The organism is Micromonospora sp. CNZ303 (assembly GCF_004345505.1).
In genome coordinates this window covers 24732-46235 of record NZ_SLVT01000017.1, presented here as the reverse complement: position 1 = coordinate 46235, position 21504 = coordinate 24732, and the positions used below count along the sequence as shown (strand labels likewise).

Sequence of the window (21504 nt, the reverse complement as noted above, 5' to 3'; positions counted from 1 at the left end):
GAGGGCAGCGATGAGCACCGCCCGTGACGGACAGCCGACCGGCACCGCCCCGGCCCCGGGCACGGCCTCCCCGGGGGCGGCGACGCCGGGCAGGTCCGGCGCCACGACCCAGCTCGTCCTGGCCACCCTCGGCTTCCTGGTGAACTTCTGGGGCTGGGCGCTGCTGGGACCGCTCGGCCCGGGCATCAAGGAGCGCCTCGACCTCAGCTTCGCCGCGCAGTCGCTGCTGGTGGCCGTACCGGTGGTGGTCGGGTCGCTGGGCCGCATCCCGGTCGGCGCCCTCACCGACCGCTACGGCGCCCGGGTGGTCTTCCCGCTGGTCACGCTCGCCACGATCGGGCCGGTGCTGACCCTGAGCGTGGTCTCCTCCTACCCGGCGCTGATCGTGACGGGCTTCTTCCTCGGCATCGGGGGCACCGCCTTCGCCGTCGGCGTGCCGCTGGTCTCCGGCTGGTACCCGCCCGCGCGGCGCGGCTTCGCCATCGGCGTGTTCGGCATCGGCATGGGCGGCACGGCGATCGCCAACTTCACCACCGTCCGGCTCGCCGACGCCTACGGCGACCGGGCGCCCTTCCTACTGGTGGCCGCGATCCTCGCCGGCTACGCGGTGCTGGCGTTCCTGCTGCTGCGTGACGCACCGGAGCGCGTCCGGCCGACCGGGTCGGCGTGGGCGCGTCTGGCCAGGGTGGGCCGGCTGACCGTGACGTGGCAGTTGTGTTTCCTGTACGCGGTCGGCTTCGGCGGGTTCGTGGCCTTCAGCGTGTACCTGCCCGCGTACCTGGGCACCGCCTACGGCCTGGACGCCGCCGACGGCGCGTTGCGTACCGCCGGGTTCGTGGTCCTCGCCGTCCTGGCCCGCCCGCTGGGCGGCTGGCTCTCCGACCGGCTGCACCCGGTGCCGGTGCTGGTGTGGTGCTTCGCCGGGGTGGCCGCCTTCGCGGTGGTGCAGGCCTTCGAGCCCGCCCTGCTGCCCGTGGCAACCGTCGCGCTGCTCGGGATGGCGGTGCTGCTCGGCGCGTCCAGCGGGGCTGTGTTCGCCCTGGTCGGCAGGGTCGCCCCCGCCGACCAGGTGGGCGCGGTCACCGGACTGGTCGGCGCCGCCGGCGGGCTCGGTGGCTTCGTTCCGCCGCTGGTGATGGGCTGGGTGTACGGCGTGCAGGGGTCGTACGCGATCGGTCTGATGCTGCTCTCCGACGTCGCGCTGGCCGCTGCGGTGTTCACGGCGGTAAAGATGGGCGGCCTGGCCAGGCGCGACCCCTGACGCGTTACGGAATCGTCCCGGAAAATCCGACCGGCGGGCACTCCTCCTGATCGCACGAAGATCAGCACGGGTGCCCGCCGTCCTTTGTGTCTCTTCGCTGACCTGGCGAGCACTACGAACCCGCCGATGCGGCAGGCTCGGCGGCTACCGAAACTTTTCCGGAAATTCTTGCTCGGCCGCGCGCGGCGCTGCCATACTCCACATCCATCAGGGTCGATGACGGCGGGTCCGCGGCCCGTGCGCCGCAGCCCGCCGGGGCGGCCCTGATCCGGCACACCCCCACCACTCCGGTCCGCCCCCCGACGGTGCGGACCGGCCCCGGAAGGAGCAGGAATGACCGAGAGGCACCCCCGGGACACCCGGTCGAGATCGCGTTCGCGGGCGCGCGCGGCCATCGTCGTCGCCGCCGTGGGACTGCTCGCGGCGACCGGCGCCACGGTCCTGCCCGGCGCGGCGAGCGCCGGGACCACGCTGGGCGCGTCGGCGGCGGAGCGCGGTCGCTACTTCGGCGCCGCCGTCGCCGCCAACAAGCTCAGCGACAACACCTACGTCACGATCCTGAACCGCGAGTTCAACTCGGTGACGCCCGAGAACGAGATGAAGATCGACGCCACCGAGCCGCAGCAGGGGCAGTTCACCTTCGGCAACGCCGACCGGATCGTCAGCCACGCCCGCAGCCGGGGCATGAGCGTGCGGGGCCACACCCTGGCCTGGCACTCGCAGCAGCCCGGCTGGATGCAGAACATGAGCGGCAGCGCGCTGCGCCAGGCGATGCTCAACCACGTCACCCAGGTGGCCACCCACTTCCGTGGCCAGGTCGTGGCCTGGGACGTGGTCAACGAGGCGTTCGCCGACGGCGGCAGCGGGGCCCGGCGTGACTCGAACCTCCAGCGCACCGGCAACGACTGGATCGAGGCGGCGTTCCGGGCCGCCCGGGCCGCCGACCCCGGCGCCAAGCTCTGCTACAACGACTACAACACCGACGACTGGAGCCACGCGAAGACCCAGGCCGTCTACGCGATGGTCCGCGACTTCAAGCAGCGCGGCGTGCCGATCGACTGCGTGGGCCTCCAGTCGCACTTCAACAGCGGCTCCCCCTACCCGGGCAACTACCGCACGACCCTGTCCAGCTTCGCCGCGCTCGGCGTCGACGTGCAGATCACCGAGCTGGACATCGCGGGGGCCTCGGCCACCACGTACCGCAACGTGGTCAACGACTGCCTCGCGGTGGCCCGGTGCACGGGCATCACCGTCTGGGGCATCCGGGACAGCGACTCCTGGCGGGCCTCCGACACGCCGCTGCTGTTCGACAACGGCGGCAACCGTAAGCCCGCGTACGACGCGGTCCTCGCCGCCCTCAACAACGGCACGCCCCCGCCGACCTCGCCGCCGCCGACGACCGGCCCGACCACCCCGCCGCCGGGCGGCAGCTGCACCGCCACCCTGCGCGACGGCACCCGGTGGGGCGACCGGTTCAACAGCGACGTCACGGTCAGCGGCGCCACCAACTGGACCGTCGTCGTCGAGGTGACGCCCCCGCAGAAGGTCTCCGCCACCTGGAACGGCACCCCGAGCTGGGACGGCAGCGGAAACGTCATGACGATGCGCTCCAACGGCAGCGGCAACGTCTTCGGGTTCACCACGATGGCCAACGGCAACTGGACGCGCCCGCTGGTGCGCTCCTGCACCGCCTCCTGACCGTCGGGTGACCGGACGGCCCCGGGGACGGCGCCCACCGCGCCGCCCCGGGGCCGCCCGTTGACGGCCCGGGCCGGGTCGCCGGCGGTACGCGGACGCGACCGCACTTCGCCGCCGGGGTGGCGCTGGCACGGACCGGGTATAGCTGACTAAGGTCAGGTTTCATGGAGACCGAGCTCATCGCCGCCGTGCGGCGGTTCAACCGGACGGTGACCCAGCGGGTGGGGGCGCTCGACGACGAGTACATGGCGCGCGCCCGCCCCCTCGCCCAGGCCCGCCTGCTGTGGGAGATCGGCCCCGGCGGCGCCGAGGTCGCGGCGCTGCGGTCCCGGCTCGGGCTGGACTCGGGGCACCTCAGCCGCCTCCTGCGCGCCCTGGAGGGCGACGGGCTCGTCACCGTCGGGCCGTCCGACCAGGTGGGCGGGGACGGGCGGGTCCGGGTCGCCACGCTCACCGCCGCCGGCCGCGCCGAGTGGACCGAGCTCGACGAGCGCTCCGACGACTTCGCCCGGTCGATCCTCGCCCCGCTGACCGGGCGACGCCGCGAGCGGCTCGTCGCGGCGATGGCCGAGGTGGAACGGCTGCTCGTCGCGTCGATGGTGCTGATCGAGCCCTGCCCGCCCGGCGACCCACGCGCCCGCGCCTGCGTGCGGGCCTACGCCCGGGAGGTCGCGCGGCGCTTCGACGGCGGGTTCGACCCGGCCCGGAGCAAGCCGGTCCACGACGAGGAACTCGTCCCACCGGCCGGCGTGTTCCTGCTCGCCACCCTCAACACCGAGCCGGTCGGCTGCGGCGCGGTGAAGCTCCACCGGGGCGCGCCCGCCGAGATCAAGCGGGTCTGGGTGGCGGACTCCGTACGCGGGCTCGGGCTCGGGCGGCGGATGCTGGGCGAGCTGGAACGCCACGCCGCCGAGCGGGGCTGGAGCGCCGTCCGGCTGGACACGAACCGCAACCTCACCGAGGCGATCGCGATGTACCGGGCGGCCGGCTACCGCGAGATCGAGGCGTACAACGACGAGCCGTACGCCCACCACTGGTTCGAGAAGCGCCTGACCCGGTGACGGCGCGAGCAGCGGGACGGCCGGCACTTGCCGGACTCTTCGCATTAATAGATACTTGTCGATGTTCTTGAGCCGGACGTGATCGGGCAGCCGGGCAGCCCTCGATCGGAACCCCGCCCTGTCCACCGTCTGCGGAAGAGGAACCATCCATGAGGACCAGACTCCGAGTGCTGGGCGCCGCCCTGGTCGCCGCCGCGCTGACCGCCCTGGCGGCGGTGGCGGTCGCCCCGCCGGCGTCCGCCGCGACCCTGACCGAGGTGACGAGCTTCGGCCCCAACCCGAGCAACCTGCGCATGTACCTGTACGTGCCGGACTCCGTCGCGCCCCGGCCGGGGCTGCTGGTCGCGGTGCACTACTGCACCGGCACCGGCCCCGCCATGTACGCCAACACCCAGTACGCGGCGCTCGCCGACCGGTACGGCTACATCGTCGTCTACCCGTCGGTGACCCGCAGCAGCCAGTGCTTCGACGTCTCCTCCCCGCAGGCGCTGCGCCGCGACGGGGGCAGCGACCCGGTGGGCATCAAGTCGATGGTCGACCACGTCCGGCAGCGCTACGCCGTCGACCCCGACCGGATCTTCGCCACCGGCATCTCGTCGGGCGCGATGATGACAAACGTCCTGCTCGGGCTCTACCCCGACGTGTTCAGCGCCGGGGCGGCGTTCTCCGGGGTCCCCTTCGGCTGCTTCGCCACCACCAACGGCTCCGAGTGGAACAGCGAGTGCGCCAACGGCCAGGTCACCAGGACCGCGCGGGAGTGGGGAAACCTGGTCCGCAACGCCTATCCGGGCTACACCGGGCGCCGGCCCCGGATGCAGACGTGGCACGGGACGAACGACGAGGTGCTGCGCTACCCGAACTTCGGCGAGCAGATCAAGCAGTGGACCGACGTGCACGGGCTGAGCCAGACGCCGACGTACACCGACAGCCCGCAGGCCGGCTACACCCGCACCCGCTACGGCGACAGCGGCGACCGGGCGCCGGTCGAGGCGATCAGCATGCAGGGGGTGTCGCACAACCTGCCGGTCGACGCCGCGCAGGCGATCCGCTTCTTCGGCCTCGACGCCGCCGCGCCCCCCACCACCCCGCCGCCCACCACCCCGCCGCCCAGCACCCCGCCGCCCAGCACTCCGCCGCCCTCGCCGGGCGCCTGCCGGGTGGGCTACACCGTCAACGCCTGGAACGCCGGCCTGACCGCCTCGGTCACCGTCACCAACACCGGCTCCACGACGGTGAACGGCTGGTCGCTGGCCTTCACGCTGCCCGCCGGCCAGAGCATCACCAGCGGCTGGAACGCGACGTACGCCCCGACCAGCGGCGCGGTCACCGCCCGCAACGTCGCCTACAACGCCACCATCGCGCCCGGCACGTCGGTCAGCGTCGGCTTCCAGGCCACCCACACCGGCGACACGGGACGGCCCGCCTCGTTCACCCTCAACGGCGCCACCTGCGCGATCGCCTGAACCGGCCGGGGCGGCGCCGGCCCCCGGCGCCGCCCCGGCGGCAGGCCTGGACCAGTGCCGATCAGTCGTTGCCGGACGCTGGCGGAGCCTGGCCCCGCCCGGCGTCCCTGACGAACAGGATCCCGTCGGTGTCGGCCACGTGGGCCGGGTCGAGCGGTGCGTATCCGAACCAGGGCGACACCCGGGCGGCGGGCGTCATCCCGGCGAGGGCGGTGGCCAGTCGGCGGGCGTCGACGAGGTGACGCTCCGCCGGCAGCGCGTACAGCAGCCCTTCGACGGTGTCCGGCGGCGGGGCGTCGACTCCCTGGTGGCGGATCGTGCCGACGGCCGTGGCGAGGAAGGCGTACTCCTCGCCCAGGTGGGCGCCGACGATCGCGCCGGCGCCCCACCACTGCACCGGCAGTCCGCCCATCCGCATGCTGCTCCTGTTGCGCTGGAGGTGGCCGTTGTGGGCGGTCACCAGTGCCGGCCCTCGTGCGGCGATGGCGAGCAGGTTGGCGGCCATCATCGAATCCCGCACGCCGAGCAACCGCGCCATGCGGCTCGGCGACGGGTCGGCCATCGCGTGGTGGTAGCGCAGCAGGCCGACGGCGGTACGCCCGTACAGGCGTGCCCGGTGCCACTCCTCGGGTGTGGACGCCTCGATCAGCTGTGGCGTCTGCGCGTCGAGCAGGGCCACCAGGTCGTCGGCGAGCAGCCGCAGCCGGCCGGCGTCGGGCCTGCGCCCCACGGACCGGGAGGGGTCCGTCATCGCGGCGGGACTGGTCCACCGCTCGTCAGCGCCGAGCAGGCGGTCGAGCGTCTCCGCCGCGCAGGGAAGCAGGTCGGCGTCGACCCGGGCGGCGAGGTAGGCGTGGAGTGCGGTGAGGGCCTGCCGGGGGCTCGCGGCGCCGGTGATCTCCAGCGGGCCGTCGAACCCGGCGAACCGCACCTGCTCCGCCGGGGGGCGCCCGTCGTTGTACGCGCGCATCCAGCGCACCAGCTCGCGGTTGGCGGCGAAGGCGCCCCACCCGTGGCTGAACCCGCGCTCCATGACGTCGTCGAGGTTGCCGGTGCCCGAGGTGACGTGGTCGTCCACGACAAGCCCCATCACGCAGTCGCTCTCGATCGCGATCGTCCGGTAGTGCTCCCGCTCGACGAGTTGCCGGAAGAGCTCGTTCCGCAGGTCGAGCAGGGCGTCCTCGCCGTGGGTGGGCTCGCCCAGGGCGAGCAGTCGCGGCCTGCCCGGGAGCAACGCCATGACGGCAGCGGGGTCGACGGCACGGGTGGCGTCTGCGACATCAGCAGTCATGCCTCAACGGTATCGTTGAACCGACGGTGCAAACTTCTCCTCGATGTCAGCAGAGTGATGACGCCAAACCCTCAAAGTAGTGACAGGCTCAGGCCGGTCGACCTGGCGCGCGCGCACGGGCTGTCGACGCAGGCGGTCAGGAACTACGAGGCGGCCGGCATCCTTCCGGCCGCGGACCGCACCCCGCACGGCTACCGCACCTACACGGCGATGCACGCCCAGGCACTGCGCGCGTTCCTCGCCCTCGTGCCCGGACACGGGCATGCGACGGCCACGTCGATCATGCAGGCGGTCAACCGGGGCGCGACCGAGGACGCCCTCCGGCTCGTCGACGAGAGTCACGCGCAGCTCCTCGACGACCGCCGCACCCTCCAGGCCGCCGAAGCCGCTGTCGGTGACCTCGATCCGGTGCCGCAGGGACGGAGCAACACGTTCGTCGGTCCCCTGTCGAGAAGGCTCGGCATCCGCCCGGCCACCCTGCGCAAGTGGGAACGCGCGGGCGTGCTCCAGCCGCGCCGCGACCCGCAGACGGGCTACCGGGTCTACAGCGCCGCCGACGTGCGCGACGCCCGGCTGGCCCACCAGCTCAGGCGGGGTGGCTACCTGCTGGCGCAGATCGCCCCGCTGATCGCCCAGGTCCGCTCCGCCGGAGGCGTCGCGCCCCTCGGGTCGATGCTGCGCGACTGGCGCGCACGCCTCGCTGCCCGCAGCCGCGCCATGCTGACCGGCGCCGCCGCCCTGGACGCCTACCTCGACTGCCGACCGGTCCCGCCCGGCGACGGGCCGAGCGCCCCCGGCACCGCCTCGCCGGCCACGGATCCGGTCCAGCCGCCAGGCGGCTCCCGCTGACCGTCGCCTGCCTCACCGGTCCACTCAGGCGGGGCCACCCGCTGCCCGGTGGCCTGGCCGCCGTACGAGCAGTTGCCAGTAGTCGCCCGCCGGGTCGTGCGCCGTGAGCCATCGCCGGAGCGCTTCGAGCGACGCCCGGTGCGACGCCGAACTGACCTCGTACCACCTGTGCAGCAGCAGCTCGTGGATCCGGACAGCCTGTGCGGCGTGCTCGAGCACCAGGCCGTCCACGGCGCGGACGACGGCCACCTCCTCGGCCCGTCCCCGCAGCAACGCGGTGCAGTCGATGTCCGTGGCGACCTGGATCCCGTCGCCGGCGGTGAGAACGGAGAACTCGACGGTCCGGTCCCACCCGCCCACCTCGACCGTCTGCCCGAAGACGAGGACGTCGTCGCCCGGGGGCGCGAGCATGCTCCCGGCGGCCACCCCGGGTGGGACCACGTAGTGCACCCAGAACGTCATGCACAGATGCTAGTCACCCTCGGGGCCCGGCCCCGGGCGCGCCGTCCTGCCCGGGTTGGGGGTCGACTTCGGCAACGTCGGCGGTGGTCGGGACGGGGTGTGCCCGTCACCGGCGACGCAGTCGGATCGCGTCGAGGAGGGCGGGCTCGACCTCCGCGCCCCGGTCGCCGCTGGCCATCGTGCTGGTGACCGGCACGAAGAACCACGCCTGCTCGTCGCCGAGGACGGGCGAGTACACCGGGACGAAACCCTGGTCACGCAGCGAGATGGCGAAGTCGACCGAGATCTCGCCGCGTGGGGTGACCGCGGCCGTGCCGTGCCACGGCAGCAGCACCGACCCACCGAGCGGGGCGAACCCGCAGCGCCCCGGCCTCGGCTGGTTGACCGTCAGGCGGATCCGGTCCGGGAACATCCGGTCGTAGCCCAACGCGTGGTCCGCGCGCACCGCCGCCAGGTAGTCGATCGTGTCGCCCCAGACGACGCGGAGCACCTGCCGCCGCGCCGCGCGCACCTCGGCCGGTTCCTCGCCGTCGAGCCGGTGGACGTCGGCGTAGACACGCTGGAACCACGTCATGCGGGAGCCGGCGGGTTCGGGGACCGCCACCGAGTGCAGCAGGGAGGCGAAGATGTCGCGGAACGGCGGCGCCTGCCCGCCCGCCCCGGGATCCAGGGCGCCGGCGCGGGCCAGCGTCCGCATCGGCTGGTCGGTGATGTCGAGGCCCGCGAAGGCGGCGCGGTACTCCTGGCGGTACCGCTCGACGAGCGTACGCCGGGTCGCCGCACCGATCCCCAGCCCGGCGTACGCCGCGTCGTCCACGTCGGTGAAGGAGATGAGGTCGTCGGCCCCCACGAGCCGCTGGTACTGCCGGAGCTTGCGCTGGTAGGCGTCGAACGCGGCCGGCGGCCGGTCCCGGTAGTGGGTGGGGTCGGTGAGGATCCGCAGCCGGATACCCGGCGGGTACACCTGCTCGATGGTGTGTCGCAGCTCGACCAACCGGACCAGGGCGGCGAGTTCCGCCAGGTCCGGCAGGTCGCCCTCGACCTTCAGGCCGCTGCTGGCCTGCTTGAGCGGGAAGCCGACCAGCACGAGGCGCAGCGGCCGCCCGTCGCGGATGAACGGCAGGGTGTCGGCCATCGCCGCGGACAGCGGATAGAGCGACCGCGAACCGCGGTGGAACTGCTTGCGGGTCAGGACATGGTGGACGAGGCGGGCGATCACCACGTCCGCGGTCTCCGCCGCGCCGGGCGCCTGCCGCAGCCAGCGGCGCGCGCCCTCGGCGGTGCCGCGGGCGTGGCCGCGTGCCTGGTCGAGCAGCCGGGCCACCAGCCGGCTCGACTGCGTGGCGGAGAGCCGGACCTGGTAGCTGCGCGCGGCCAGTCGCGGCCGCAGTTCTGCAAGGTGCAGGCCGGCGATCGACTGGGCGTACGACAGCGCGGGTCCCGCCGGCTGCCGCGACGGGGGCAGCGGATCGGGTAGCCGCTCGAACGTCGCGATCAGCGGTGCCCGGTCGGCGGGCGGCGATCCCTCCGGGCGGTCGCTGGTGAAGTTCGGCGGTTCCACCGCCACCACGAGCGCCTCCGGGTAGGCGGCGGCCGTCGCCAGCCGGTTGTCGAGGCTGTCGTCGAACACCGCCACGACATCCCAGGGGCCGCCACGCCTGAGGTTGGCGACCTTGAGCTCGGCGACCGGAGCCGTCCGGTCGTCGGGCTGGGTGAGCAGCGGGAGGTGCCCGATGCCGTACCGGTCGAGAACGTCCAGGGTGTACGCGCGGACCCGGTCGCGGCGGCCGGTGTTGAGCACGACAACGCCGCCGATCCGCTCGACGTCCCGGACGAACCGGATCAGGCCGGGCGACACGCGATCCGTCCGGAGCCGCTCCCAGGGCCGGTAGAAGCCCCGCAGGAACTCGGGGTACGCGCCGGCCCAGTCCACCCCGGGCAGGGCCACATCCAGGCCGTTGCGGCGGACGAACCGGTCCCAGGCGGGTCGGCTGTCCGACGGCAGCACGGCGAACGTAACGGGATCGAGGGGCATGGGCCGTCCGCCGGCCCCCCGCGCCGCCGGCAGGCGCAGTTCGCGCAGGGCGCGTACGGCCCGCTCGGTCGGCACCAGGGCGCAGCAGTCGAGGTCGAGCACCACCGCCGGAGGCGGGAGAGCGGGCCGGTCCCGTCTGGCCCGCACCCGGGCACGTACCCGGTCGAGCACGTCACGCAGCACCGCGTCCTGTTCGACGGCGACGGCGTGCGCGTACGGCCGCCACGGGTGCCGGCCGCCCAGCAGCTCGACGGTGCGGGGGCGCAGGAAGCGCAGCTCCTCGGCGACGACGGCGTCGAGCCGGGCGTCGGCCCCGCCGCCGCCCGCCGCCGCGTGGGCGAGCGCCCGCAGGACGTCGTGCAGCGCGGTGACCGCCGCGGTGACGGCGGCGACCGTCGGCGTGCCGCGCGGACCGGGCGCGGCGAGCAGGACCCGGCCCGTCGGTCGCCCCTGACCGGAGAACTCGTAGTGCCACGCGCCCGCCCCGTCGGTGCCGATGAGCGTGCCGTGGCGGTCCAGCAGGGTCCGGAAGACGGCGACCACCGGGCGGGCCATGAACTCGACGAAGTAGTCGAGATCGTCCAGGTCCTTGTCGTCACGGCCGCTGACGGCGTCCTCGATCGCCGGCCGCCCGCCGGCGCCGGAGGGCGTGAGCAGGGCACGTGGATGAACGGCGAGCGTGTGCGGCCCGTACGCCGGATGCACCGGCCACAGGCCGAGCGGCGCCGCGTCGGCCCCCAGTGACCGGTACCGCGCGGCGTGCAGCCGCACGACGGGGTCCTGCGCGATGATGCCCTCCATCGCCGGCCGAGCGTCGGCGGCGGTCTCCCGCGCCGGTCGACCGTCGGCGGTGCTCTCCCGCGACGACCAGCGGCCGTCGTCGCTCGCGCCCGGCCCGGCCGGTCCGCCCCGCTCCAGGTGCCCGCCGGTCAGCGTCATCCGGGCATCCCGGTGACCGGCTGGGGCCGCAGCCTGGCCCAGAAGCGCGGATCGCCGATCACGGAGACGCTGGCGTCCGCCTCGAACAGGACCGTCTCGGACTCCGGAGCGATGTCCCGCCAGCTCAGCTCCGGGCGATCGGCGTGCCGCCGGAGCTGGCAGAGGGTGACCGGGCCGTCGTAGGACGGCGGGTCGTAGTTCTCCTGCGCGAAGGCGTTGGCGGCCCAGAGCAGCTGGTACCAGAAGAAGTCGGCGTCGTCCGCGTCGGCGTCGACCTGGTGCATCTCGCGCAACCGACGCATCGCCCGGCGCTCCGCCCCGCGCAGACGCTCGACGCCCAGCCATCGCCGCAGCCAGCCGAGCCGCATGTCGTAGAGGTCGGCCGGGCCCAGCCCGGCGCCGAGTTCCCGGTTCCCGGGCCGGAAGCTGTTGACGACGGTCAGCGACTCGATCTCGTGGCCGTCGGCGGCGAGCCGGTGCGCCATCTCGTACGCCGTCGGCCCGCCCGAGCAGGCGCCGACCAGCGCGTAGGGTCCGTCCGGTTGCGCGGCGCGCAGCTCGGCGAGGTACCGGTCGGCCATGTCGCCGACCGAGAGCAGCGGCAGGTCGCGCCGGCGCAGGCCCCGCGACTCGAAGCCGTAGATCGGCCGGTCGACCGCCGCGCCGAGCAGGTCGCTGAGGGAGCGGACGTTCCCGTTTGCCCAGTGCACCCAGAAGATCGGCCGCCCGACTCCCTTGCGGAGCATGGTCAGGCTGGGCAGGTCCACGCCCCTAGACCGGGGCGTGCCGGTGGCCCACAACGCTTCAAACTGAGGATCCCGCTGCATCGATTCTCTCCCGTTGGCTGCTGTCCGCACGCCGGAGTGGACTGTTGAGGAAGGCGGTGCCGACCAGCACCGCGATCAGCCCGGCCACCGCGCAGACCGCCGCGGGACCGAACCGCTCGGTGAGCACGCCGCCGGCCACCGCCCCGACCGGGATCGCCGACCAGGCCAGCACCGCGGCGACGGTCATCACGCGGCCGCGCAGCCGGTCCGGCACGATGAGCTGCCGGAGGCTGGTCGCGGCGATGTTGATCGTGGCGCCGAGGCCGCAGATGAGCGCCCACAGCACGAGCCCGCCGACGTACGAGCGGTTGAGCCCGAACGCCACGGTGAGCAGGCCGGTGCCGATCTGCGCGCCGACGGCCAACTGCGCGAACGAGAACGTCGCGCGCAGCCGGGAGGCCAGCGCCGCCAGGGCGAGGACACCGGCCGCGCCGGCCGCGTACAGCCACGCCAGTTGGGTGTCGCTCGCCCCGAGCTGCTGTTTGACCAGGACGACGAGCAGGGCGAGCGTGACGGCGTCGACGAGGTTGGCCAGCACCATCATCAGCGAGACGGTGCGCAGCACGGGATGCCGGACGACGTACCGCAGCCCCTCCCGGATCTCCGGGCCGATGCCCGCGAGCGACCGTCGGGCCGGCGACGGCGCCCGCATCGACCGGCGGATCGCGAGCAGGCACGCCGCCGACACCAGGTAGCTGACCGCGTCCAGGACCAGGCACACGACGATCGGCGCGACCGCGACGACGGCGCCGGCGAGCACCGGGCCCAGCACCCGGGCGGCGGCGGAGACCGCCTCGATCCGTCCGTTCGCCGCCACCAGGTCGTCGGGCCCGACCAGGTTCGCGACGACCGCGAACCGCCCCGCGTCGAACGCGATGCGCATCGTGGTGAGCAGGAACGACAGCGTGTAGAGCGCGCCGACGCCCAGCAGGCCGGCGGCGTCCAGCAGCGGCACGGTCAGCAGGAGTGCGGCGCGGGCCAGCTCCAGCCGCACCATCAACGCCTTCCGGTCGACCCGGTCGACGATCGCGCCGAGGACGAGCCCGAAGAGCAGGTACGGCGCGAACGACACCGCGACGGCCGTGCCGAGCGCCTGGGCGGAGCCGGTCAGCCGGTACACCATCAGGGGAATCGCGAACAGGGTGAAGGCCGATCCCCACGACGACACGCCGTGGCCGGTGAGATACCACCAGAAGTCACGGCCCAGCCGGGGTGCCGCCGTCATCGGGTGCCCGCGCCCGCCCGGCGCAGCCGCCCGCCGACCGCCGCCCGGAGCAGTGCGGCACGGTCGACCTTGCCGTTGTCCGTGACGGGCAGGGCGTCGAGCCGGACGAACGCGGCGGGGATCATGTAGCTCGGCAGCGTCCGCGCCGCGTGCCGGCGCAGGTCCTCGGGCGCGACCGGATCGGCGCGGCAGGTGTAGAACGCGACCAGGTCGGCGCCGGACTTCTGCCCCGCCGCCACCGCCACGGCCTCCGTGACGGCGGGGTGGCGCGACAGCGTCGATTCCACGTCGCCCAGCTCGATCCGGTAGCCGCGGATCTTCACCTGATGGTCGGCGCGGCCCAGGAACTGCAGGTTGCCGTCGGGCAGCCACCGGGCCCGGTCGCCGGTCCGGTACATCGTCGCGCCGTCCGGATCGTGCGGGTCGCGGATGAAGCGCCGGCCGGTCAGGTCGGGGTCGCCGGCGTAGCCGAGGGCGACGCACTCCCCCGCGATGTAGAGGTCGCCGGGGGTGCCCACCGGGCAGGGCCGCAGGGATCCGTCGCGCACGTGGTACCGGGCGTTCTGCATGGGGCGGCCGTACGGGATGCTCGGCCACGAGGGGTCGACCGCGCCGACGCGGTAGTAGTTCGACCAGACCGTCGCCTCGGTGGCCCCGCCCAGTGCCACGACCTCCGCGCGCGGGAAGTGACGCCGGATCTCGGCGGGCATGCCGAGGGGTATCCAGTCGCCGCTGAGGAAGACCCGCCGCAGCGCGGGCTCGCGTCCGGGCGTCCGCCCCGCGGTCGCGGAGAGCAGGTACGCCATGGCGGCGGGCGCCGAGTCCCAGAAGGTGATCTGCTCCGTGAGCAGGAGGTCGACCAGGTGGTCCGGGTCCGCCAGTTCCCGGTCCCCGACCAGCCGCACCGACGCGCCGGCGGCGAGCACGCCGAACATGTCGTAGACGGAGAGGTCGAAGGCGAACGAGGTGACGAAGAGGAGGCGGTCGTCGGGGGTGACGCCGAAGTCGCGGTTGACCCAGTCGACCAGGTTGACGACGGCGCGGTGCGCGACGACGACGCCCTTGGGGTCGCCCGTGGACCCGGAGGTGAAGATGCAGTACGCGGGGTCCTCGGCGGTGCAGTGCATGGCGGCGGCCGGGACGACGGCGTCGCCGTCCACCGTGGTGATGTCGAGCCGTTCCGCGCCGTGCCCGTCGCTGTCCTGCGGGGCGGCGCCGAGCAGCACGTCGTAGCGGTCGGCGAGGGGCGCGGGCAGCGGGCTGCCCGGTCTGCGCAGCACCCGGGCCGCGCCGATGCCCGGCCCGCGCAGGTGGTGGAAGAAGCGGACCGGCAGGCGCAGGAGCCCCGGGTCGTCGCCGCTGGCCGGGTCGATCACGTCGGCGACGATCACCCGGCCGCCGGGGGCGAGCATCCGGCCGCACTCACGCAGGACCCGCTCCAGGTATCGCGGCCCGGGCAGGAACTGCGCGGTGCTGGCCAGGATGACCAGGTCGAAGGCGCCGGTCACCAGGGTGGCGAGCTCGTGGGCGAAGCCGACCCGCAGGGTGACCCGGGCGTCGGTCCGCCGGGCCCACTCCTCGTTGCGCCCGATCGCGACGGACGACGGGTCGACGCCGACGTACTCGCCCACCCTGCCGGCCAGGGTGCGCAGGATGAGCCCGGAACCGCAGCCGATCTCGAGGACCCGGCTGTGCCGGTCGACCAGCCCGTCGGCGAGGGCGACCACGTGATCGCGGTAGGCGTCGATGTCGCGCCCGGTGAACGCGGGCGCCCCGGGCCGCAGGTTGAAGCCCGCCGCCGCGCCGGGGTCGTCGCGGGCGGCCACGGTGTCCCACAGGTCCTCCACCGCCTCGGGCGCGATGGTCACGTCGACGGCGGTCGGCGGCCCGTCGAGCACCACGATGTCCCGCAGGGTCGGCACGAGGTCGGCGAGTTCGAAGGCGGTCCGCAGGTGCCGCACGTCGACCAGCACACACGCGCAGTCGACCTGGCGCAGCGCCCGGCCGATCCGGTCGAGCGGCCAGCGGGGATCGACCGGCACGTAGGCCGCGCCGGCGCGGAGCACGCCCAACAGGCCACGGACGGCCTCCGGGTGGTGCCCGGAGATCAGCCCGACGAAGGAACCACGGCCGACGCCCCGGTCGCGCAGGTGCGCCGCCGTCCGGCCGGCGGCCCGGTCCAGGTCGCGGTGCGTGTACGCGACGCCGTCGTCGGTGACGAGCGCCGGGCGGTCCGGCACCCGGGTCGCGGCGGCGGACACCAGGTCGTGCAGCCGGAGGTACCGGGGAAAGGGGCGGGCGGTGTCGAACCACTCGGGCGGTGGCGGTTGGCCGAGCATGCCGCTCACCCCAGCCCCATCGAGTTCGCGATGATGACCTTCTGCATCTCCGAGGTTCCTTCGATGATGGTCATCGCCCGGACCTGCCGGTACAGGTACTCCAGGGGGTGACCGCGGAGCCAGCCGACGGCGCCGTGGACCTGCACCATCCGGTTGACGACCTCGCAGGCGGCCTCGCTGGCGGCGAGCTTGGCGAGGGCGGCGAACTCGACGACGTCGTCGCCCTCGTCGAAGTGCTGGGCGGCGGCGGCGGTCAGCAGTCGCGCCGACTCCAGGGCCAGGCGGCTCGCCACGACATGTTCCTGGATGTGCTGGTGCTCGCCGATGCGCCGGCCGAACGACGACCGGGTGCGCGCGACCTCGACGCCGAGGGCCAGCGCCCGGGCAGCCATCCCGTTGCACTGCGCGGCGACCAGGAGTCGGCCCCGGGCCAGCGCCTCGGCGCTGCGCCAGTCGGGGCCGTCGGCGCCGGCGGTCCCAACCAGAGCCGACTCCTCGACCCACACGTCGTCGAGCAGCAGTTCGAAGACCGGCTCCCCCGACATGCCGTCGAAGCGCTGGCCGACGACGAGCCCGGCGGTCCCGGCCGGTACGGCGAATATCCCCGGCGAGCGGCGGGGCGCGTCGGTGTCGACGCGGGCCACCACCAGCGCCAGGTCCGCCTGGTCGGCGTTGGAGACGAACGCCTTGCGCCCCCGCAGGAGCCAGCCGTCGCCCTTGCGGCTCGCCGTGGTGGCCAGGGCGAACGCGTCGGAGCCGCCGTCGGGTTCGGTGAGGGCCAGGCACCGGGTGGCCCGGGCGGTGACGAGTGGGCGCAGGTGATGCTCGTCGCGTCGCGGGTCGCCGGTGAGCAGCAGCCAGCTCGGGCCCTCGGCGTTGCAGAGGGCGATGGGGGCGAGCGGGCAGCCGCTCGCCTCGGCGTACTCGTGCAGCATGATCTTCGCGGTGAAGGGCATGCCCTGTCCGCCGACCGCCTCCGGGTAGTCGCCGGCGTAGAACCCGAGGTCCGCGGAGCGACGGCGGACGAGCCGGCGGTCGTCGGGCGCGACGGCCGTCGGCTCGTCGACCCCCAACTCCCGGGCCATGGGCACGAGTTCGCGCGCCACGAAGGTGCGGAAGGAGTCGACGATCGGTACGTGCTCGCGCAGGTAACGGCCGACCGGGGAAGCGCTGGTCACGCCTCGATCACCTCCCGCACGACGGCGGTCAGCCCGCGCAGGGTGGGATGCCGGATGAGCAGCGCCAGTCGGAGTCGCCGCCCGAACTGCTCACTGAGTTCCGCCATCAGCGCCGCGGCGTGCAGCGAGTTGCCGCCGAGGGAGAAGAAGTCGTCGTCGGGCGCGGGGTCGCGAATGTCCAGACAGTCCTCCCATGCCTGGCGGACCACGGCGGGAATGTCCATCTGCGTGTGCTGAACTGTCATGAGCCCTTCCCTTCAGGTGGCAGCACCTGGTGGAGCCGGCGACGCCAGGCGGCGGCCGTCTCGATGGCGTACGAACGTGGAACCCGGCCCGGGTCGTAGGCCAGGCGGGGGCGGACGACGGCGCCGTCGAACTGCGCGGTCGCGCCGAGTGCCGCCTTCGGCGAGAGCCAGGGCGGGAGCCATTCGGCGGCGACGGCGTCGCGGATGCGCAGGACGGGGCGGTGTGCCACGTCCTCGAAGGCGAGCAGGGCGTCCGGGTTGCCGGACCAGCCCGTGCGGGTGGCGGCGCCCACTGCCAGGACCACCTCGTCGAAGGGGGTCTCCGCGTGTTCGACGTCCGACCAGAACCGGGTCAGGAACGGCGGCCAGGCGGCGGCCGGGTCCGCCGCCGGGTCGGACCCGTCGACCGAGATCGTCGTGTTCATGAAGCAGCCCATGAGGTGCTCCGCCCCGGCGCCGCGCCCGCCCCAGGCGTAACCGACGCTCGTCGGGCCGGGATGTCCGGCGTCCCGCAGGGCCCCGTGCAGGGCCGCCAGGAGCCGCGGAAAGAGCGTCGGCCGCAGGGACGGGGCGACCGCGACCGCGTCGACGGCGACGACGTTCGACCCGGTGTGAGGGGTGCCGGGCGGCCGGTGCCCGGTGCCGTCGGTGTCCCGGGCGGCCAGCGGCCGGAGCCGGTCCACCCAGTACCCGAGCCGGTCCGGGGTCGCCGCCGCCAGCTCCGCGTCGACGTGTCGCCACACCGCGTCGCGGTACTCGTCCCACCGCGCGGGTGGCGGACCGGGGCGGGGCTGCCCGTCGACGGCGGCCGCGAACTCAGGCAGGAAGATCAGCAGTGAGGTCTCATCGACCACCGCGTGATCGAAGACGAACAGGAGCCGGTCGGCGTCGGTGCCCCGGATCAGCCGGGCGCCGACCGGCCCGGAGTCGCTGCGTTCGGCCCGCGCGACGGCCGTCCGTACCGCCTCCGCCCGCTGGTGCTCGTCGGCCGCGCCCACCTCGTCGACGGGGCACGGTGCCTCGGGGCGTCCCACCTGCACGATCACGCCGTGTCGCTCGTCGACCTGGCACCGCAGCGCGGCGTGCCGCTCGACGACGCGGCCGAGTGCGGTGCGTACCGTGTCGGCGTCGAGGGTGCCGGGGCGCAGCGTCAACGACAGCGGGACGACCAGTCGGCGGCTCGTCACCTCCCGGATCAGGAAGAACCGGCGCTGCGCGCTGGCGGCCGGCAGGATATCCGGCGGGGGACCGTCGGGCCAGGCCCGCGCGAAGCGGGTGGCGTACGGCACCCGCAGCCGGGCGGAGACGGTCACTGCGTACCCGCCGCGACGGGTGCGGGGGCGTACTGGTCGCGGATCGCCTCGGCCAGGTCGGCGGGGCGGGGCCGCTCGAAGACGAGTCGCATCTGCACGCGCCGGCCGAGCCGGCTCTCGACCAGGGCGGCGACCCGGGCGGCCAGCAGGGAGTGCCCGCCCATGTCGAAGAAGTCGTCGTGCGCGCCGACCTCGCGCCCCAGCACGTCGCGGTACACGGCGAGCACCAGGTGCAGGACCGGATCGGCGACGTCAGGGGCGGGCGGCGCGGGCCGGTCGACCGCGATGCGGCGCAGGGCCGCCCGGTCCACCTTGCCGCTGCCCGCTTGACGGGGAAACGCGGGCACTGCGATCCACTGCTCCGGTACCGACACGCGGGGCAGGGTCTCGCCGAGGCGTCGGGGCAGGAGGTCGACGAGGCCGGCCGGGGGGTCCTCGACGAAGCCGACGAGGCGCGCCCCGGCGGCCGCGCCGAACAGCAGCACCGCGCACTCGCGGTCGCCCGAGACCCGCCTGGCGGCGAGTTCGACCTCCTCGGGCTCGATGCGGTGGCCGCGTACCTTGACCTGCCGGTCCTGTCGCCCGACGAAGCACAGCGTCCCGTCGGGGCGCCAGTAGCCGATGTCCCCCGAGCGGTAGTACGGTTCCCCGCCCGCCGTGAGCGGTCGGAACCGCCGGGCGGTCAGCTCCGGCTCGTCGACGTACCAGCAGTCGGTGCCCGCGCCGCCGATGGCGATCTCCCCCGGTACGCCAACCGGCTGCGGCACGTCCCGGTCGTCGAGCACGACCACCCGGACCCCGGGCAGCGGGCGCCCGATGGGCACCTCGTCCCCGGTCGGCGCCATCGGCGCGACGTCGTGCAGGGTGGAGGTGATCGTCGCCTCGGTCACCCCGTAGGCGTTGCAGACCCGCAGGTCGGGGGCGATCGCGGCGATCTCGCGGGCCAGCTCGGCGGGAAGTCGCTCGCCGCCCACGACGACCAGGCGCAGGGCGTGGTCGCGGCCGGCGAGGCCGGCGGACAGGTCGGCGACGACCGACGCCAGGTAGGCCGTGGGGAGGTTCAGCACGCTCACGCGGCGCAGCAGCAGCAGCGCGGCGAGTTCCGCCCCGTCCGGGACGTCCACCCGTGGGACGACCAGCGCGCCGCCCTGCGCGAGGGTGGGCAGCACCTCCTCCAGGAAGACGTCGAAGGCGGGGTTGGTGAACTGCAACGTCCGGTCGGCGGGGGTCAGGGCGTAGGCCTCGATGCTCCGGTCGACGGCCGCGTCGAGCGACGGCCGGGAGACCGCGACCGCCTTGGGCACCCCCGTGGAGCCGGAGGTGTGGATGACGTACGCGGCGTCGACGGTGCGTGCCGTGGGCGGCGGCGCGACGGAGCTGGTCCAACCGGTGGGGACGACGTTCGTCGCGGCCTCGCCGAGTCGCGCGCACCGGTCGGGTTCGGCGATGAGCAGGACGGGGCGCAGGCGTTCGACCATCCGCGTGACGCGCACGTCCGGGGTGTCGACCGGCAGCGGCGCGAACGACAGGCCGGCGTCGAGGCACGCCAGCAGGTGGACGATGGCGTCCACGCCCCGGGGCAGGAGCGCGGCGACCACGTGCCCCGGGCGGGCACCCGCGTCGTGCAGCGCCGCACGGGTCTGCCGGACCCGCGCGGCGAGGTCGGCGTAGCTGAGCGTGTCCGAGCCGTGGTGGATGGCGACCGCGTCGGCGAAGCGCGCGAAGGCCGCGCGGAGCCGGTCGGCCACCGGCGGGGCGGTCCCCCGTCCGCTCGCCGCGACGGCGGGGGTGGGTGGCTCGTCCATCGGCAGTTCCCGCACGGGCGCGTCGGGAGCCGCCAGGTAGGCGCGCAGCAGCCGCTCGTACCGGGCCGACAGCAGGGTGACGTCCGCCGGGGTGAACCGCTCGGTGGAGTAGTCCCAGACCGTGGTCAGCGCCTCGGCGGGCCCGTCGCCGAGGGCGCAGTGGCCCGGGATGACGACGACGTCGAGGTCGAAGCGCGCCGACTGGAGGTTGATCCCTTCGGTCACGCCGACGTCCAGGCCGGGAACGGTCCACCGGGGCAGCGCGCTGTCGTGCTGGCTGAACATGACCCGGAACAGCGGGTTGTCCAGCTGTCCCGTGCTGGCGCCGAGCCGGCGGACGATCTCGTGCACCGGGGCGGCCTGGTGGTCGAGGGCGGCGAACAGGCTCCGCATGGCGGCGTCGGCGAGGTCCGTCCCGCTCCATCCGGGCTGGTGGCGCAGCCGTACGGGAAGGCTGTTGACCATCATCCCGATCGTGTGGCGGAAGGCGGGCGGCCGGTTGCCCACCGCGGTGCCGAGCACGAAGTCGTCCTGGCCGTGGTGGCGACGCAGCAGCTCGGCGAAGAGGCCGTAGAGGACCGCGAACGGGGTGTGCCCGTCGCGTGCGGCGCGCTCGTGCAGGGCGCGGACGAGAGCGGGTGGCAGCGACTGGCGGAGCTGGCCGCCGGTGAACTCCCGGCGGGGCGCCCGGCTGCGGGCCAGCCCGTGGAACGTCGCGGCGAAGTCGGTGCCCGCCAGCTCGTCCTGCCACCAGGACAGGGCCTCGGCGACCTCGGCGCGGTACGCCGGCCGTCGGCAGTGCCGGACGTAGTCGGCGTAGCCCGGTGCGGGCGGCACGCTCGGCTCCTGCCCGGAGGTGATCGCCCGGTACGTGGTGAACAGCGCCGCCACGAAGGTCGAGAACGAGCGTCCGTCGTGGATCAGGTGGTGTTCGCAGTGCACGAGCCGGTGCCGGCGCTCGGCCAGCGTGACCAGCAGCCAGCGGCCCAACGGCGGGGCGTCGAGCCGGAAGGGCTTCGCCGCGAGCTGCCGCAGGGCGTCCTGGAAGCCACCCTCGGGGTCGGCGGCGTCGCGCAGGTCCAGTTCGTCGAGGTGGACGGGGACCTCGCCGTCGGCGATGCGCTGCGTGGGTTCGTCGGTCGAGACGGCCAGCCGGAACGCGTCGTGGCCCCCGACGACCCGTTCGAGGCTGCGGCGCAGCGCGTCGCGGTCCAGCACGCCGTCGAGGTCGAAGACCGCCGTGAAGTGGTACGCGGCGCTGTCGGGCGACAGCCGCTGGTGCAGCCAGACAAGTTCCTGCTGGGCGGACAGCGCGAGCGTCCTCGACGTGGTCGTCATGCGGCGGCGATCCCTCCTCGGTGGTCGCCGCCAGTGTTGGCGCGTGCGCTGACGTCGCGCTGTCACGCCGCTGTCACGCCGCTGCCCCGGTAGGGCCCTGCCGCCCCGGCGACCACCGGCTGCCGTCAGTGGTCGCCGCCATCCGGCCCGCAGACCGCCCCGACCCCGAAACGCA

At 74.3% G+C, this 21504-nt stretch carries 15 protein-coding genes; 5 read left to right on the top strand and 10 right to left on the bottom strand.

Going from position 1 to position 21504, the window contains the following annotated elements; genetic code table 11:
* Nucleotides 1-10 precede the first annotated feature (10 nt).
* From EV374_RS23955 to EV374_RS23940, 4 genes are all read left to right on the top strand, one after another.
* The gene (locus tag EV374_RS23955; RefSeq protein ID WP_132239033.1) at nt 11-1261 is read left to right on the top strand and encodes an MFS transporter; all 1251 of its coding nucleotides are present in this window, start codon (nt 11-13) and stop codon (nt 1259-1261) included.
* Between the two features lie 333 nt (nt 1262-1594).
* Nucleotides 1595-2959 carry a glycoside hydrolase family 10 protein gene (locus tag EV374_RS23950; protein ID WP_132239031.1) on the top strand — a complete coding sequence of 455 codons (1365 nt, stop codon included), beginning with the start codon at nt 1595-1597 and terminating at the stop codon, nt 2957-2959.
* A gap of 164 nt (nt 2960-3123) precedes the next feature.
* Nucleotides 3124-4020 carry a bifunctional helix-turn-helix transcriptional regulator/GNAT family N-acetyltransferase gene (locus tag EV374_RS23945; RefSeq protein WP_132239029.1) on the top strand — a complete coding sequence of 299 codons (897 nt, stop codon included), beginning with the start codon at nt 3124-3126 and terminating at the stop codon, nt 4018-4020.
* A gap of 149 nt (nt 4021-4169) precedes the next feature.
* Entirely contained in the window at nt 4170-5483 is a 1314-nt protein-coding gene (locus tag EV374_RS23940; RefSeq protein ID WP_132239027.1) for an extracellular catalytic domain type 1 short-chain-length polyhydroxyalkanoate depolymerase, read from the top strand.
* Nucleotides 5484-5544: 61 nt separating this feature from the next.
* Here the strand turns inward: EV374_RS23940 and EV374_RS23935 are convergent, their stop codons facing one another.
* Complete coding sequence (locus tag EV374_RS23935) at nt 5545-6774, bottom strand: erythromycin esterase family protein (RefSeq protein WP_132239025.1); 1230 nt, start codon at nt 6772-6774, stop codon at nt 5545-5547.
* A gap of 57 nt (nt 6775-6831) precedes the next feature.
* Here EV374_RS23935 and EV374_RS23930 point away from each other — a divergent pair, with 57 nt between their 5' ends.
* Nucleotides 6832-7623 carry a TioE family transcriptional regulator gene (locus EV374_RS23930; protein WP_132239023.1) on the top strand — a complete coding sequence of 264 codons (792 nt, stop codon included), beginning with the start codon at nt 6832-6834 and terminating at the stop codon, nt 7621-7623.
* Between the two features lie 24 nt (nt 7624-7647).
* Here the strand turns inward: EV374_RS23930 and EV374_RS23925 are convergent, their stop codons facing one another.
* The 9 genes from EV374_RS23925 to EV374_RS23885 all read right to left on the bottom strand — a co-directional run bounded on the left by EV374_RS23925 (nt 7648) and on the right by EV374_RS23885 (nt 21329).
* Nucleotides 7648-8085, bottom strand: coding sequence for a hypothetical protein (locus EV374_RS23925; protein ID WP_132239021.1), 438 nt, complete (start codon nt 8083-8085; stop codon nt 7648-7650).
* A gap of 106 nt (nt 8086-8191) precedes the next feature.
* Nucleotides 8192-11059: an L-tyrosine/L-tryptophan isonitrile synthase family protein gene (locus EV374_RS23920; protein ID WP_132239019.1), complete on the bottom strand. Its 2868-nt coding sequence runs from the start codon at nt 11057-11059 to the stop codon at nt 8192-8194.
* Nucleotides 11056-11826 (bottom strand): thioesterase domain-containing protein, encoded by a 771-nt coding sequence (locus tag EV374_RS23915; RefSeq protein ID WP_165947892.1) that lies wholly within the window; start codon nt 11824-11826, stop codon nt 11056-11058. The genes EV374_RS23920 and EV374_RS23915 overlap by 4 nt, the downstream gene beginning before the upstream one ends.
* 37 nt (nt 11827-11863) lie before the next feature.
* Nucleotides 11864-13111, bottom strand: a complete 1248-nt coding sequence (locus tag EV374_RS23910) for an MFS transporter (protein WP_132239015.1) — start codon at nt 13109-13111, stop codon at nt 11864-11866.
* Nucleotides 13108-15450, bottom strand: a complete 2343-nt coding sequence (locus EV374_RS23905; RefSeq protein ID WP_132239013.1) for an amino acid adenylation domain-containing protein — start codon at nt 15448-15450, stop codon at nt 13108-13110. The genes EV374_RS23910 and EV374_RS23905 overlap by 4 nt, the downstream gene beginning before the upstream one ends.
* A 5-nt stretch (nt 15451-15455) precedes the next feature.
* On the bottom strand, nt 15456-16628 hold the full coding sequence (locus EV374_RS23900; RefSeq protein ID WP_207914497.1) for an acyl-CoA dehydrogenase family protein: 1173 nt from the start codon (nt 16626-16628) through the stop codon (nt 15456-15458).
* On the bottom strand, nt 16625-16873 hold the full coding sequence (locus EV374_RS23895; protein WP_132239011.1) for a phosphopantetheine-binding protein: 249 nt from the start codon (nt 16871-16873) through the stop codon (nt 16625-16627). Before EV374_RS23895 ends, EV374_RS23900 begins: the two co-directional genes overlap by 4 nt.
* Nucleotides 16870-18186, bottom strand: a complete 1317-nt coding sequence (locus EV374_RS23890; RefSeq protein WP_132239009.1) for a condensation domain-containing protein — start codon at nt 18184-18186, stop codon at nt 16870-16872. The genes EV374_RS23895 and EV374_RS23890 overlap by 4 nt, the downstream gene beginning before the upstream one ends.
* Complete coding sequence (locus tag EV374_RS23885) at nt 18183-21329, bottom strand: non-ribosomal peptide synthetase (RefSeq protein ID WP_132239007.1); 3147 nt, start codon at nt 21327-21329, stop codon at nt 18183-18185. The genes EV374_RS23890 and EV374_RS23885 overlap by 4 nt, the downstream gene beginning before the upstream one ends.
* Between the last annotated feature and the right edge of the window lie 175 nt (nt 21330-21504).

Excerpts from the sequence above, each read along its gene's own strand:
- EV374_RS23955 (WP_132239033.1), top strand. The coding sequence starts at position 11 with ATGAGCACCGCCCGTGACGGACAGCCGACCGGCACCGCCCCGGCCCCG.
- EV374_RS23950 (WP_132239031.1), top strand. The coding sequence starts at position 1,595 with ATGACCGAGAGGCACCCCCGGGACACCCGGTCGAGATCGCGTTCGCGG.
- EV374_RS23945 (WP_132239029.1), top strand. The coding sequence starts at position 3,124 with ATGGAGACCGAGCTCATCGCCGCCGTGCGGCGGTTCAACCGGACGGTG.
- EV374_RS23940 (WP_132239027.1), top strand. The coding sequence starts at position 4,170 with ATGAGGACCAGACTCCGAGTGCTGGGCGCCGCCCTGGTCGCCGCCGCG.
- EV374_RS23935 (WP_132239025.1), bottom strand. The coding sequence starts at position 6,774 with ATGACTGCTGATGTCGCAGACGCCACCCGTGCCGTCGACCCCGCTGCC.
- EV374_RS23930 (WP_132239023.1), top strand. The coding sequence starts at position 6,832 with ATGACGCCAAACCCTCAAAGTAGTGACAGGCTCAGGCCGGTCGACCTG.
- EV374_RS23925 (WP_132239021.1), bottom strand. The coding sequence starts at position 8,085 with ATGACGTTCTGGGTGCACTACGTGGTCCCACCCGGGGTGGCCGCCGGG.
- EV374_RS23920 (WP_132239019.1), bottom strand. The coding sequence starts at position 11,059 with ATGACGCTGACCGGCGGGCACCTGGAGCGGGGCGGACCGGCCGGGCCG.
- EV374_RS23910 (WP_132239015.1), bottom strand. The coding sequence starts at position 13,111 with ATGACGGCGGCACCCCGGCTGGGCCGTGACTTCTGGTGGTATCTCACC.
- EV374_RS23905 (WP_132239013.1), bottom strand. The coding sequence starts at position 15,450 with ATGCTCGGCCAACCGCCACCGCCCGAGTGGTTCGACACCGCCCGCCCC.
- EV374_RS23895 (WP_132239011.1), bottom strand. The coding sequence starts at position 16,873 with ATGACAGTTCAGCACACGCAGATGGACATTCCCGCCGTGGTCCGCCAG.
- EV374_RS23885 (WP_132239007.1), bottom strand. The coding sequence starts at position 21,329 with ATGACGACCACGTCGAGGACGCTCGCGCTGTCCGCCCAGCAGGAACTT.